The sequence below is a fragment of the Pantoea sp. CFCC18179 genome (genome assembly GCF_059412405.1).
The window spans coordinates 412,764-426,585 of sequence record NZ_JBNBPM010000001.1; the positions used below are offsets into that span (position 1 = coordinate 412,764).

General features: G+C 52.5%; 16 protein-coding genes. 14 read left to right on the top strand and 2 right to left on the bottom strand.

Going from position 1 to position 13,822, the window contains the following annotated elements; translation table 11 throughout:
- Positions 1-269: 269 nt before the first annotated feature.
- Positions 270-977, bottom strand: a complete 708-nt coding sequence (locus ACPUC7_RS01980; RefSeq protein ID WP_494921565.1) for a YnfC family lipoprotein — start codon at positions 975-977, stop codon at positions 270-272.
- A 59-nt stretch (positions 978-1,036) separates the two neighbouring features.
- Entirely contained in the window at positions 1,037-1,348 is a 312-nt protein-coding gene (fliE, locus tag ACPUC7_RS01985; protein WP_343551379.1) for a flagellar hook-basal body complex protein FliE, read from the bottom strand.
- Between the two features lie 242 nt (positions 1,349-1,590).
- On the opposite strand from fliE, the gene fliF reads away from it, so the two are divergent.
- The 14 genes from fliF to rcsA all read left to right on the top strand — a co-directional run bounded on the left by fliF (position 1,591) and on the right by rcsA (position 13,705).
- Positions 1,591-3,321 carry a flagellar basal-body MS-ring/collar protein FliF gene (gene fliF / locus ACPUC7_RS01990; RefSeq protein WP_494921566.1) on the top strand — a complete coding sequence of 577 codons (1,731 nt, stop codon included), beginning with the start codon at positions 1,591-1,593 and terminating at the stop codon, positions 3,319-3,321.
- Complete coding sequence (gene fliG, locus ACPUC7_RS01995) at positions 3,318-4,310, top strand: flagellar motor switch protein FliG (protein WP_343551377.1); 993 nt, start codon at positions 3,318-3,320, stop codon at positions 4,308-4,310. Before fliF ends, fliG begins: the two co-directional genes overlap by 4 nt.
- Positions 4,303-5,007 carry a flagellar assembly protein FliH gene (gene fliH / locus ACPUC7_RS02000; protein ID WP_494921567.1) on the top strand — a complete coding sequence of 235 codons (705 nt, stop codon included), beginning with the start codon at positions 4,303-4,305 and terminating at the stop codon, positions 5,005-5,007. Before fliG ends, fliH begins: the two co-directional genes overlap by 8 nt.
- On the top strand, positions 5,007-6,368 hold the full coding sequence (fliI, locus tag ACPUC7_RS02005) for a flagellar protein export ATPase FliI (protein WP_494921568.1): 1,362 nt from the start codon (positions 5,007-5,009) through the stop codon (positions 6,366-6,368). The genes fliH and fliI overlap by 1 nt, the downstream gene beginning before the upstream one ends.
- A 22-nt stretch (positions 6,369-6,390) precedes the next feature.
- Positions 6,391-6,834 carry a flagellar export protein FliJ gene (fliJ, locus tag ACPUC7_RS02010; protein ID WP_343551374.1) on the top strand — a complete coding sequence of 148 codons (444 nt, stop codon included), beginning with the start codon at positions 6,391-6,393 and terminating at the stop codon, positions 6,832-6,834.
- A complete protein-coding gene (locus tag ACPUC7_RS02015; protein ID WP_494921569.1) occupies positions 6,831-8,096 on the top strand; it encodes a flagellar hook-length control protein FliK in 1,266 nt (421 codons plus the stop codon). Before fliJ ends, ACPUC7_RS02015 begins: the two co-directional genes overlap by 4 nt.
- 129 nt (positions 8,097-8,225) lie before the next feature.
- Positions 8,226-8,711 carry a flagellar basal body-associated protein FliL gene (fliL, locus tag ACPUC7_RS02020; RefSeq protein ID WP_343551372.1) on the top strand — a complete coding sequence of 162 codons (486 nt, stop codon included), beginning with the start codon at positions 8,226-8,228 and terminating at the stop codon, positions 8,709-8,711.
- Between the two features lie 4 nt (positions 8,712-8,715).
- Entirely contained in the window at positions 8,716-9,723 is a 1,008-nt protein-coding gene (gene fliM, locus ACPUC7_RS02025; protein ID WP_007891447.1) for a flagellar motor switch protein FliM, read from the top strand.
- Positions 9,716-10,126 carry a flagellar motor switch protein FliN gene (gene fliN / locus ACPUC7_RS02030; protein ID WP_494921570.1) on the top strand — a complete coding sequence of 137 codons (411 nt, stop codon included), beginning with the start codon at positions 9,716-9,718 and terminating at the stop codon, positions 10,124-10,126. Before fliM ends, fliN begins: the two co-directional genes overlap by 8 nt.
- Before the next feature lie 2 nt (positions 10,127-10,128).
- Positions 10,129-10,524, top strand: coding sequence for a flagellar biosynthetic protein FliO (gene fliO, locus ACPUC7_RS02035; RefSeq protein ID WP_494921571.1), 396 nt, complete (start codon positions 10,129-10,131; stop codon positions 10,522-10,524).
- Complete coding sequence (gene fliP / locus ACPUC7_RS02040) at positions 10,524-11,255, top strand: flagellar type III secretion system pore protein FliP (protein ID WP_343551400.1); 732 nt, start codon at positions 10,524-10,526, stop codon at positions 11,253-11,255. The genes fliO and fliP overlap by 1 nt, the downstream gene beginning before the upstream one ends.
- A 127-nt stretch (positions 11,256-11,382) precedes the next feature.
- A complete protein-coding gene (fliQ, locus tag ACPUC7_RS02045) occupies positions 11,383-11,652 on the top strand; it encodes a flagellar biosynthesis protein FliQ (RefSeq protein ID WP_494921572.1) in 270 nt (89 codons plus the stop codon).
- Positions 11,652-12,440 (top strand): flagellar biosynthetic protein FliR, encoded by a 789-nt coding sequence (fliR, locus tag ACPUC7_RS02050; RefSeq protein ID WP_343551368.1) that lies wholly within the window; start codon positions 11,652-11,654, stop codon positions 12,438-12,440. Before fliQ ends, fliR begins: the two co-directional genes overlap by 1 nt.
- Positions 12,441-13,069: 629 nt before the next feature.
- On the top strand, positions 13,070-13,705 hold the full coding sequence (rcsA, locus tag ACPUC7_RS02055; protein ID WP_343551366.1) for a transcriptional regulator RcsA: 636 nt from the start codon (positions 13,070-13,072) through the stop codon (positions 13,703-13,705).
- Positions 13,706-13,822 lie beyond the last annotated feature (117 nt).

A 13,822-nucleotide genomic window follows, 5' to 3' on the forward strand; every position in this document is an offset into this window, starting at 1 on the left:
TCTGTGCGCACTAATGCGTACTCTACAAAAAACGCGCTAATTCTTTGTAGGGTCGCCATTTATGGTGACCTTATTCAAACCCTAACCGTCACTACTAAGACTGATTAACAAAGTAAATCTCTTTTTGACATGTTAACCATTGCGGTTACATGCAAAAAAGAGGTTTACATAACGTATTACAATAACAAATACTGAAGATAGACATTACCTTTCTTTCAATAACCTTCAAGATACTTAATTAAAAAGGCTATTGTTCCAGATAATCCCCATCAATAATACACAACCTCAATATTACCATGCTGTTTAGCCAACACCTTACCTTCATTATCGGTGGTAATAATGTCGCAATAATAAGGAGTGTCATTTTTATATTTGCAGGTATTACTAACGATTTTAGTTTGGTTATTGCTTTTAACTGTGGTCACCACATCTGATATTTTTTTCACATCAGAAGAACGCTCGGCCGTGGCGCGCGACACCTCTTCTCCTGCCTTGGTAATACTCAACACCGACATTTCGCCCGCATTGTTATAAGCCAGATTGAAGGTCACATCGGTATTCGGTGAAGAGAGTTTCTCCACTAAACCCTGCGGGTTGTAGCTAATATCCACCGTCAGCGTCGGCGTGACTTTCTTCACCATGGCGCAGTGTTTATCCAACGTCACCACCACGTCTTGACCGTTCTCGCTTCCGGTTAATTGATCGCCGTTACGCGAGACTTCAATTACCTTGCCTTCTTTATCTACCGATTTAACATGCTGCAAACAGCCCTGTTTATCGAAATCGGCATTCACTTCGAACAATTGCTCGCCATCTTCGGCAAACAGCGTTTGATGGGTGCTTTTCACTTTGCCCGGCAACGCTTCGAACTGATAGAGATAGGCAAAGTTTTTCATTTGCGGGTAATAGTTCGCTTCATCCTTATTACATCCTGACAGCAGGACAACGGCGCTTAAAAACAGCAGGGTTTTCTTCACCTGAGAATCCTCTTCTCGTAATGTTACCGCGCTGAACTATACCCGTAAGCGATTGGAAACTACACCTGCATGTTCATGACGTCGGTATAAGCCGATACCAGCTTATTGCGCACCTGAATGCCCATCTGCATCGAAATAGAGGATTTCTGCAGATCGACCATCACATCATTTAACTGGATGCCGGGTTTGCCCATTTCAAAATCCTGCGCCTGGGTGCGTGCGGCGTTTTGCGTGTCGCTGATTTTGTCTAACGCGGCTTTCATGGTGGCACCGAAATCCACTTGATTACCGGTCTCAACCTGCTTACCGCTGGCCTGCAATGACGTCATTTGTAGCTGCTGCAACACACCATCAATCGCCTGAATCGACATTACCTGTACCTCATTGAAGAAGGGATTAAATTTTCACGATGAGAAAGTTAACACAGTGTCAATAGGACAAAGGCGCTAAATGACAGCAAAAAACCCGGCTTATCCAGCCATCGAAGTGACACGTTTCAACAAATAATGCCTGCCATTAAGTGGAATTTAATTTTCACCTCCCCCTGACTTTGGGGGGAAGTCTTCAGGGAGTTCGTTTTGTCACCACTAATAATTTCAGGCAGGAATTGGTCATGAATGCGAGTGCAGCCGCTACACCAGAGACAGCAAAGAAAGGTTTCAGTGACCTTCTCGCCCGCCTGCGCGCTAATCCGCGAATCCCCTTAATTGTTGCTGCCGCGGCGGTGATTGCCGTGGTTTTTGCCTTGGTGATGTGGGCGAAAGCGCCTGATTATCGTGTCCTTTATAACAACCTCTCTGATGAGGATGGCGGCGCGATTGTCACTCAGCTGACGCAAATGAACATCCCTTACCAGTTTGCTGAAAACGGTGGAGCGCTGATGGTGCCCGCCGAAAAAGTGCATGAATTGCGTCTGCGCCTCGCACAGCAGGGCCTGCCGAAAGGCGGCAATGTTGGCTTTGAGCTGATGGATAAAGAGAAATTCGGTATCAGCCAGTTCAGCGAGCAAGTCAACTATCAGCGTGCGCTGGAAGGTGAACTGTCGCGCACCATCGAAACGCTGGGTCCGGTAAAAAGCGTACGCGTGCATCTGGCGATGCCAAAACCGACCTTGTTCGTGCGCGAGCAGAAAGCCCCGTCCGCCTCAGTAACCTTGAATCTGCAACCAGGCCGTGCGCTGGATGAGGGCCAGATTCAGGCGATTCAGCACATGGTATCGAGCAGCGTGGCCGGTTTGCCGCCAGGCAACGTGACTGTGGTCGATCAAACCGGTCGCTTGCTGACGCGTTCAGACAGCGAAGGTCGTGACCTGAATGATGCGCAACTGAAATATGCCTCAGAAGTGGAAGCGCGCTTCCAGCAGCGTATTGAAGCCATCCTTAATCCGATTGTTGGCCAGGGCAATGTGCATGCGCAGGTGACGGCGCAGATCAACTTTGACCGCAGCGAACAAACCGACGAGAAATATCAACCGAACGCCAACCCGAACAACACCGCGGTGCGTTCGCGTCAAACCAATACTTCCGAGCAAAATGGCAGCCCGTATCCTGGCGGCGTGCCGGGTGCATTGTCGAATCAGCCTGCGCCAGCCAATACCGCGCCGGTAACCAATCCGCAAAACAACGCTAACGGCCAGAATGCCAACGGGCAAAACGCTAACGCGCAGAACAATGCGCAAAATAACGGCAGCACCACCAGCACCGCACAAAGCAGCGGCCCAAGCAGCTCCAGCCGTAATGACACGGTTAACTACGAACTGGATCGCACCATCCGTCATACCAAAGTTAACGTTGGTGATGTGCAGCGCCTGTCTGTTGCGGTGGTGGTGAACTACCTCGACGACGGCAAAGGCAAACCGGCTGCGCTTAACGAGCAGCAGATCAAACAGATTGAAGATTTAACCCGCGAAGCGATGGGCTATTCCCAAGCACGTGGCGATAGCGTCAATGTCGTGAACTCGCAGTTCAACATGACCGAGCCAAGCACGGGCGACCTGCCATTCTGGCAGCAACAAGCCTTCTTCGATCAGTTGATGACCGCCGGTCGCTGGCTGCTGGTGGCGTTGGTTGCCTTCATCCTCTATCGCAAGCTGGTGCGTCCACAGCTGATGCGTAAGAAAGCCGAAGAGAAAGCAGCGGCTGAAGCAGCGGCAGCGCGCGCAGCGGCGATGGAAGATGAAGAAGCCTTCAGCGTGCAGCTCAGCAAAGATGAGTTGGAACAAGAGCGTAAATCTTCTAACCGCATGAGCGCCGAGGTGATGAGCCAGCGCATCCGCGATATGTCTGAAAACGATCCGCGCGTTGTGGCGCTGGTTATCCGTGAATGGATGAGTAACGAACTATGAGTCTGACCGGTACTGAAAAAAGCGCCATTCTGATGATGACTATCGGCGAAGAGCGTGCGGCAGAGGTGTTCAAGCACCTCAACCAGCGTGAAGTGCAGCATCTGAGTCAGGCGATGGCCAGCATGAAGCAAGTTTCGCACAAGCAGCTGACTGAAGTGCTGCGTGAGTTCGAAGCCGATGCCGAACAGTTTGCGGCGCTGAGCCTCAACTCCAACGATTACCTGCGTTCGGTGTTGATCAAAGCGTTGGGCGAAGAGCGCGCCTCCAGCCTGTTGGAAGATATTCTCGAGAAGAACGAGACCACCAGCGGCATGGAAACGCTCAACTTCATGGAGCCACAAGCGGCGGCCGATCTTATCCGCGACGAACATCCGCAGATCATCGCCACCATTTTGGTGCACCTCAAACGCGGTCAGGCAGCGGATATTCTGGCGCTGTTCGACGAACGTCTGCGTCACGATGTGATGCTGCGTATCGCTACCTTCGGTGGTGTGCAGCCAGCGGCGTTGGCGGAACTGACCGAAGTGCTCAACGGCTTGCTGGATGGCACCAACCTCAAGCGCGCGAAGATGGGCGGCGTGAGAACCGCAGCCGAGATTATCAACCTGATGAAAACGCAGCAGGAAGAAGCGGTTATCGAAGCGGTACGCGACTTCGATGGCGAGCTGGCACAGAAGATCATCGACGAGATGTTCCTGTTCGAAAACCTGGTGGAAGTGGACGACCGCAGCATCCAGCGTCTGTTGCAGGAAGTGGAATCCGAGCAGTTGCTGGTGGCATTGAAAGGTGCCGAGCAGCCGCTGCGCGAGAAGTTCCTCAAGAACATGTCGGCACGTGCGGCCGATATCCTGCGCGACGATCTGGCCAACCGCGGACCGGTGCGTATGTCGGCGGTGGAAACCGAACAGAAAGCAATCCTGCTGGTGGTACGCCGTTTGGCAGAAGCAGGCGAAATGGTAATTGGTGGTGGCGAGGAAACCTATGTCTGATGCCTTTTCCGCCCGTGCCTGGCAGCGCTGGCAGCCTGATGATTTAGGCAGCCCGTTTGGCGCCGAGCCGGTGCAGCCGATGGTTGAAGAACCGCAAGTGGATGTTGAACTGAGCGCCGAAGCGGAACAGCAGCAGCAACTCGAACGTATGCAGCAGCAGATGCGTAAAGATGCGCAGACGCAAGGCTACAGCGAAGGTTATCAAAAGGGGTTTGCCGAGGCGCAACAAAACGGTTATGACGCCGGTTTCCAGCAAGGTTTAGCCGATGCACAGCAGCAGCAAGCGCCGTTGCAGGCGCGTATGCAGCAGTTGGTGACCGAGTTCCATCACACGCTGGAAGCGCTCGACAGCGTGATCGCCTCACGTCTGATGCAGCTGGCATTGGAAGCGGCACGCACGGTGATTGGACAAGCCACGCAGGTGGATGGCAGCGCCCTATTGCGTCAGATTCAACAGTTGATTCAGCAAGAGCCGATGTTCAGCGGCAAACCGCAGTTGCGTGTGCATCCGGACGATTTGCAACGCATCGAGCAGACGCTCGGCCCAACGCTGGATCTGCACGGCTGGCGTTTGCTGGCCGATAGCACGCTGCATCCCGGTGGCTGCAAACTCAGCGCGGAAGATGGCGATCTCGATGCCAGCGTGGCAACGCGCTGGCAGGAACTGTGCCGCCTCGCTGCGCCGGGGACGCTGTAATGACCTCGCGCCTGTCACGCTGGCTCGGTGCGCTCGACGCCTTCGAAGACCGCATTTCTCAAGTGCAAACGGTGCGTCGTTATGGCCGTTTGACGCGTGCCACCGGCTTGGTGCTGGAAGCCACCGGGCTGCAACTGCCGCTCGGTGCCACCTGCATTATTGAACGTACCGATGGCAGCAAAATCACTGAAGTAGAAAGTGAAGTAGTTGGCTTCAACGGGCAGAAACTGTTGATGATGCCGCTGGAAGAAGTCGACGGCATTTTGCCTGGCGCTCGCGTGTATGCGCGCATCAGTGGCGACAGCGGACACAGCGGCAAACAGATGTTGCTCGGCCCGGAACTGCTGGGTCGCGTGCTGGATGGCAGCGGCAAACCGCTGGATGGTTTGCCCTCGCCAGAAACCGGCTACCGCGCGCCGCTGATCACCGCGCCATTTAACCCATTGCAACGTACGCCGATTGAAGATGTGCTGGATACCGGCGTACGCGCGATTAACGCCCTGCTCACCGTCGGTCGCGGCCAGCGTATGGGTTTGTTCGCCGGTTCGGGCGTCGGTAAAAGTGTGCTACTCGGCATGATGGCGCGTTACACCAAAGCCGATGTGATTGTGGTTGGCTTGATTGGCGAACGTGGCCGTGAAGTAAAAGAGTTTATTGAAAACATTCTCGGTGCCGAAGGCCGTGCGCGTTCGGTGGTGATTGCTGCGCCAGCGGATGTGTCGCCGCTGCTGCGTATGCAAGGTGCCGCTTACGCCACGCGCATCGCCGAAGATTTTCGCGATCGTGGTCAGCATGTATTGCTGATTATGGATTCCCTCACCCGCTATGCGATGGCGCAACGTGAAATCGCGCTGGCGATCGGTGAGCCACCGGCGACCAAAGGTTATCCACCTTCGGTATTCGCCAAACTGCCGGCGCTGGTAGAACGCGCCGGTAACGGTACGCACGGCGGCGGCTCGATTACCGCTTTCTATACCGTGTTAACCGAAGGCGACGATCAGCAAGACCCGATCGCCGATTCAGCACGTGCGATTCTTGACGGCCACATTGTGCTGTCGCGCCGTCTGGCGGAAGCCGGTCATTATCCGGCGATTGATATTGAAGCCTCGATCAGCCGCGCCATGACCTCATTAATTGATGAGTCGCATTATGCGCGTGTGCGTCAGTTCAAACAGTTGCTCTCCAGTTACCAGCGTAACCGCGATCTGGTGAGCGTGGGTGCGTATGCCGCAGGCAGCGATCCAATGCTGGACAGAGCCATCAAGCTCTACCCAGAGATGGAAGCCTTCCTGCATCAAGGTATTTTCGAACGCAGCGACTACGACGATGCCTGTTTGCATCTGCAGGCGATGTTCGGGTAACGCTGGGAAGCGAGGTTAAGCCATGAAAACTGCCAGTGCCATCGACAAGCTGCGCGATATCGCGGAGCAAGAGCTGGAAAGTGCGGTGATCCATCTCGGCGATATGCGCCGTGGCGTGCAGCAGGCCGATGAACAACTCAACATGCTGCTGGATTATCAGGATGAGTATCGCAATAAGCTCAACCAGGATATGTCCGGCGGCATCGCCAGCACGCGCTGGAGCAACTACCACCAATTTATTCAGACGCTAGAAAAAGCTATCGATCAGCATCGCCAGCAGCTTTTCCAGTGGAATCAGCGTTTAGAAACCGCGCTGAGCAACTGGCGTGAGAAGCATAAGCGGCTCAATGCTTATCAAACCTTGATTACGCGCGCTGAGGAAAAAGCATTACTACAAGAAAACCGTCTCGATCAGAAACGGATGGATGAATTTGCCCAACGGGCCGCATTGAGGAAAGGCGAATGATTACGCTGCCAACACTTGCTACGCAAACCTCGGTTAAGGGAGAAGCGGATACTTCAGTTTCACCCGATCTTTTGCAAGGTGTCGATACGCTGCCGCAGGGATTTATCACGGAACTCGGCAACCGTTTATTGACGCTGGCAAAGCAACAAGGTGTTAACACGCAATCAACTGATCTCACAGCAGAAGTTGATGAAAAAGACGTCACAAAAGCGTCATTAAGCGCGTTATTACAGGCATTGGACAAACCGGATGCGTTAAACGCACTTTTACAGCCGGAAAACACTAAAGCCACGCTGAAATCAGCCGATGATAAAGACAAGAGTGAGGCAAGTTCGTTAAGTGCCAGCGACTTACAGAATGTGCAGGCGTTATTCGCCATGTTGCCGGTAGCCGTTGAAAACCGCAACAGTCAGCCAACCGTAAGCAGCAGCCTGAGCGAAGGCAAAACTGACACTCGCGCTTCGCTTAATGCCGCATTGTTAAACGGTTCGCTGCAAAGCGCAGTAAAAGAAGAATCGGCGCAACCAGATAGTGCCGGTAAGAAAGCCAGCGATGCTGTAAGTGTCTTAACGCAAACCAGCGCCAGCACGCAGGCCAGCAACAACAGCGCCACCGCCAGTTCAGCCGGTGCACTGACGCTGGATGAGAGTTTCAAGCAAGTGTTGAGCGCGTTGAGTAAGCCAGAAGAACGCAGCTCTGCGCAAAACAGTAGTAATGATGTGGCGACGCCAATCACCAGTGCGCCGCTCAGCAGCACCAGTTCACTGGTTGCCAGCACCGCCTCGACCAGCACTACGCCGTCGACGCCGATGCTGAATGCGCAACTCGGCAGCAGCGAGTGGCAGCAAGCGCTGAGTCAACAAATTGTGATGTTTAGCCGCAATGGGCAGCAGAACGCCGAATTGCGCTTACATCCGCAGGATCTGGGCGCTATCCAGATCAGCCTGACGCTCGATAAAGATCAGGCACAGTTAAATATGGTTTCCAGCCACAGCCAAGTGAGGGCCGCGCTGGAAGCGGCTCTCCCTCAGCTGAAAACAGCGCTGGCGGAGAGCGGAATAAACCTGGGACAGAGTAACGTCAGCAGCGACGCCTTCGCACAGGGCCAGAGTTATCAGGGCCAACAAGAAGGACGTCGTGACGGACAGCACGGCAGCTTTACCCTCTCCCAGGACAGTGAAAACGAGATAACGCCTATTGCCGTCCCGGCAGCTCTTCAAGCGCGCGCGGCCGGTAACGGCGCTGTCGATATCTTTGCCTGACAGCAGCTAAACGCTGAAGGTAAGCGTAAAACCCGCGTCTTTTCTTGCCATTGTTTGACTTAAGACGCGGGATAATCTGTCCAGGTGAGCCGAGAGGTTTGCCCATAATTCACAGGAAGTAACTGCAAGATGTCTGATAACGCGAAAGCTAAAGGCCGCAAACGTTCACTACTAATACCGGTGTTACTGATTGTAACGCTGGCCGCTTGCAGCGTGGCAGGCTATGCAGTCTGGCGAATGATGAATAAACACGAGGGCAGCCAGACGGAAGCAGCGAAAGTTGAGCCTCCGGTCGCTCCTGTATTTTTTGCAATGGATACGTTTACAGTTAACCTGGTCAATCCTGACAACGATCCTGACCGTGTGCTGTACGTGGGGTTCACCCTGCGTCTGCCCGATGAGGACACCCGTCGTCGGTTGAATGATTACCTGCCGGAAGTGCGCAGCCGTTTGTTACTGCTGCTGTCACGCCAGAGCGCTACCGCGCTGGCAACCGAGCAAGGCAAGCAAGCGCTGGTTGATCAAATCAAACAGGTTCTTGCCCCGCCACTGGTAAAAGATCAACCGGCTCAGGTCGTCAGTGACGTGCTGTTTACCGCCTTCATTTTGAGGTGATTTAATGGGCGATAGCATTCTCTCCCAGGCTGAGATTGACGCGCTGCTTAATGGCGACAGTGACAGCGCGGAAGTAGAGAACAGTTCCAAAGGGGCCGATGGCGACATCCGTCCCTATGATCCCAATACTCAGCGTCGCGTGGTGCGTGAGCGTTTGCAGGCGCTGGAGATCATCAACGAGCGATTTGCCCGTCAATTTCGTATGGCGCTGTTTAACCTGCTGCGCCGCAGCCCGGATATCAGCGTCGGTGCGATCAAGATTCAGCCGTATCACGAGTTTGCCCGCAACCTGCCGGTGCCAACCAACCTGAACCTGATCCACCTCAAGCCGCTGCGTGGCACGGCGCTGGTGGTGTTTTCACCGAGCCTGGTATTTATTGCTGTCGATAACTTGTTTGGCGGCGACGGTCGTTTTCCGACCAAAGTGGAAGGCCGTGAATTTACCCACACCGAACAGCGCGTAATCCGTCGCATGTTAAAGCTGGCGCTGGATGGCTACAGCGATGCGTGGAAAGCCATTTATCCGCTGGACGTCGAATATGTACGTTCAGAGATGCAGGTTAAATTCACCAATATCACCACTTCGCCGAACGACATCGTGGTCAACACGCCGTTCCAGGTGGAGATCGGTAACCTGGTGGGTGAATTCAACATCTGTATTCCGTTTTCAATGATTGAGCCGCTGCGCGAGCTGCTGGTCAATCCACCGCTGGAAAACTCCCGTCAGGAAGATAACCACTGGCGCGACAATCTGGTGAAACAGGTGCAGCACTCGGAGCTGGAGCTGATTGCCCACTTCGCGGAAACATCGCTGCGTCTGTCGCGCATTTTGCAACTGAAACCTGGTGACGTCCTGCCGATTGAGAAGCCGGATCGCATCATTGCCCACGTCGATGGCGTACCTGTCCTGACCAGCCAATATGGCACCATTAATGGTCAGTATGCCCTGCGTGTAGAACATTTGATTAACCCGATTTTGAATTCGCTGAACGAGGAACAGCCCGATGAGTGACAGCAAGAAACCGTCCGATGACGACATCTCCGCGGACGATCTGTGGGCTGCAGCTATGAACGAACAGACCGCCACCAGCGCGCCTGATCCGACTGAGAATGTGTTCAAATCACTCGACAATCCGGGTGTCAGCGGCTCGCTGCAAGATATCGATCTGATCATGGATATCCCGGTCAAACTGACCGTGGAGCTGGGTCGTACCAAGATGACCATCAAAGAGCTGCTGCGTTTGACGCAAGGTTCAGTGGTGGCGCTGGATGGTCTGGCCGGTGAACCGCTGGATATCCTGATCAACGGCTATCTGATTGCGCAAGGTGAAGTGGTGGTGGTGAACGACAAATATGGCGTGCGCATCACTGACATCATCACGCCATCTGAACGTATGCGTCGTTTGAGCCGCTAAGCATGTTGAAGAACACGCAAACAGAGCAACCGGTTCACAGCCAGCCGGTGGTCTCCACCGGTTCGGTGATTGGCCAGGTCAGCAGCGTACTGGCGGTGATTGTTCTGTTGATTCTCGCTTGTGGCTGGTTGGCGAAACGTCTGGGTTTTGCGCCAAAAACCGTCACCGGCCAGGCGCTAAAAGTCAGCGCCACCGTGCAAGTCGGTCAACGTGAACGTGTGGTGATTGTCGATACCGCTGATGCGCGTTTGGTTTTGGGCGTAACCGCTCAGCAAATCACCCATCTGCACTCTCTACCGCCGTTGCCGCCGGAAGAACAGGCTGGCAACGCTGCTGCACCGCAGGATTTCCGTCAGCTGTTGCAGAACATGGTTAAACGTCCCGGAAAACCCCAATGATGCGTCGACTCCTCGCTCTTTTGCCGCTGTTATTGCTGGCACCGGTTGCCCATGCGCAACTGCCGGGATTGATCAGCCAGCCGCTGGCTAACGGCGGCCAAAGCTGGTCGCTGCCGGTGCAGACGCTGGTGTTCATCACCTCGCTGACCTTTATTCCGGCGGTGTTGCTGATGATGACCAGCTTCACGCGCATCATCATTGTATTTGGTCTGCTGCGTAACGCCTTGGGTACGCCTTCTGCGCCGCCTAACCAGGTGCTGCTCGGCCTCGCGCTGTTTTTAACCTTCTTTATTATGGCGCCGACTTTCGACAAGATTTATTCCGACGCTTATCTGCCGTTCAGCCAGGACAAAATCAGCATGGCGGACGCGATTGATAAAGGGGCGCAGCCGCTGCGCGAATTTATGCTGCGTCAAACGCGTGAAGCCGATTTAGCGCTGTTCGCTCGCCTGGCGAATACGCCGCCGATTCAAGGCCCGGAAGCGGTGCCAATGCGCATTCTGCTGCCGGCTTACGTCACCAGTGAATTGAAAACCGCCTTCCAGATTGGTTTTACCGTGTTCATCCCGTTCCTGATCATCGATTTGGTGGTCGCCAGCGTGCTAATGGCGCTGGGGATGATGATGGTGCCGCCAGCCACCATTTCCCTGCCGTTCAAGCTGATGCTATTTGTGTTGGTGGATGGCTGGCAATTGCTGGTGGGTTCACTGGCGCAGAGTTTCTACTCGTAGTTCGGTCACCATAAATGGCGACCCTACAAAAGGCAGGTACGGTTTTCGTAGGGTGCGCATTTTTGCGCACCTCCTCAGACATCTCCGCACCCATCAGCAGTGATCAATATCTATTGAGGAATGCAACATGACACCTGAATCAGTAATGGTTATGGGCCAGGAAGCAATGCGCGTCGCCCTGATGATGGCGGCACCGATGTTGCTGGTGGCGATGGTAAGCGGCTTGATCATTAGCGTGTTGCAAGCGGCAACCCAGATCAACGAACAAACCCTCTCCTTTATTCCGAAAATTTTGGCCGTGGCGGCAACAGCGGTGATCGCCGGTCCGTGGATGTTAAATCTTATGCTTGATTACATTCGCACCCTGTTTAGCAACCTGCCGTACATTATTGGCTAATGATTAACTTCGACAGCAGCCAGCTGATCCATTGGGTCGCACAATTTTTCTGGCCAATGGTGCGTTTGCTGGCGCTGTTTGCCAGCGCACCGATGCTGAGCGAAAAGTCGATTCCCAAGCGCGTCAAAATTGGTCTGGCGGTATTAACCACCTACATCATTATTCCAGTGCTGCCGCCGGTGGAAGTGACGCTGTTTACGCCCGCTGGATTCTGGTTGTTGCTGCAACAGTTACTGATTGGCATCAGCATTGGGCTGACCATGCAATTGGCCTTTGCGGCGGTACGTATGGCCGGTGAAGTGATTGGTTTGCAGATGGGTTTGTCGTTTGCCACCTTCTTTGATCCCGGCAGCCGTTTGAACATGCCGGTGCTGGCGCGCTTTCTCGATATGCTGGCGATGCTGCTGTTTCTTACCTTCAACGGCCACCTGTGGCTGATTTCATTGTTAGTCGATAGTTTCCACACCTTGCCGATCAGCGATCATCCGCTTAACGCCAATGCCTTTATGGCCCTGGTGAAGGCCGCCGGGTTAATTTTCCTTAATGGCATGATGTTAGCGCTGCCTTTAATAGTTCTGTTACTCACGCTTAACATGGCACTAGGTTTGTTAAACCGTGTTTCACCACAGCTATCCATTTTCGCCATTGGCTTCCCGATTACCTTAACGGTGGGGATCCTCAGTATGGGGATGATGATGCCGCTGCTTGCTCCCTTCTGTGAACATCTGTTCAGCGAAGTCTTTGATTTACTCGCGCAGTTTATGTCAGAACTTTCCCGCGCAGGTTGATTAACTATTCTGTAGGCGTTCTTAAGTAATAGTTAAGCAATGGGAATAGGTCTGTGCATTTTTCGAACCATATTTCCCAGAAATCAACTGAGGAAATTCTGATAAATGCGCATTTTAGGTGAAAATTATTCTTATTAAACGGCGCTTCGCGTATTTTAGTCAGACGATTCCTAAGGTATCTAACTTTATGAATTGGACGTTGAAATGCTCAAAGGGCTGTTTTTAAACAAAAAAAATTTCACAGCGATTTTTCTTGTCTAAATCCCTTTTTTCCGGCATTGTCAACGCTCGCTAAAGCGTCACACTTTCGCGATTCAAATGTTTTTAAGAATTGTCCTATCAGATTTGTCTGTGATCTAAGCGATAGTGACAGGGCTCTCAAAACAGAGCGATTTAAACACTTAATCCAAATCCTTAGCCATTCCCACTATGGCTGAGTTTAGAGTGACGTGGATGCACTAAAAAAATAACTTCGCAGGACGGTTCAGGGAAGAGTCATGATGGCGCATGGATCACTATCGCCAATCTGCCGAGCAGAATATAAAAGTGTCTTTGGAAATTTCTCTCGTACCGCAAACGCGTATTCATCGTTGATTTAAACGGATAACAAATTGGTGAGGGTCGCTATAATGCCAACGATTATTATGGATTCATGTAATTACACACGCCTGGGTTTGTCTGACTATATGTCGGCCAAAGGAGTTAAAAAGAAAAATATTACTCCGGTGTCCGATATCGAACAGTTACAACAACGTTGCGAGCAATTAAAGCCGGGCGTGGTATTTATCAACGAAGAGTGCTTTATTCACGAATCAGATTCGAGCGATCGTATTCGTGCCATTATTATGCAGCATCCTGATACTTTATTCTTTATATTCATGGCGATCTCGAATATCCATTTTGAGGAATACCTCTACGTTCGTAAGAACCTGATTATTACATCAAAATCGATAAAAACCTCGACGTTGGATTCATTATTAGGTACTTACCTGCAAAAGAAACTCAACGCTTCGCCACGTATTTCCGCTGGCCTCGATGTGCATCCACTGACATTAAGCCAGACTGAATCAAATATGCTGAAGATGTGGATGTCAGGTCATGACACCATTCAAATTTCAGACAAGATGCAAATTAAAGCTAAAACAGTTTCGTCACACAAAGGTAATATTAAACGCAAAATTAAAACCCATAATAAGCAGGTTATTTATCATGTGGTGCGTTTAACCGATAATGTGACCTCAGGAATTTACGTTAACGTTCGTTAATTCCGCACGGTGAATAATAGGGCCGATCGTGAGATCGGCCCTTTCTCGTTTTGCGAGTTAGATCCCACTTCCCCGTCTAATCCTTTCACCGCCGCTGCCGATGCTTACTCTCATCAC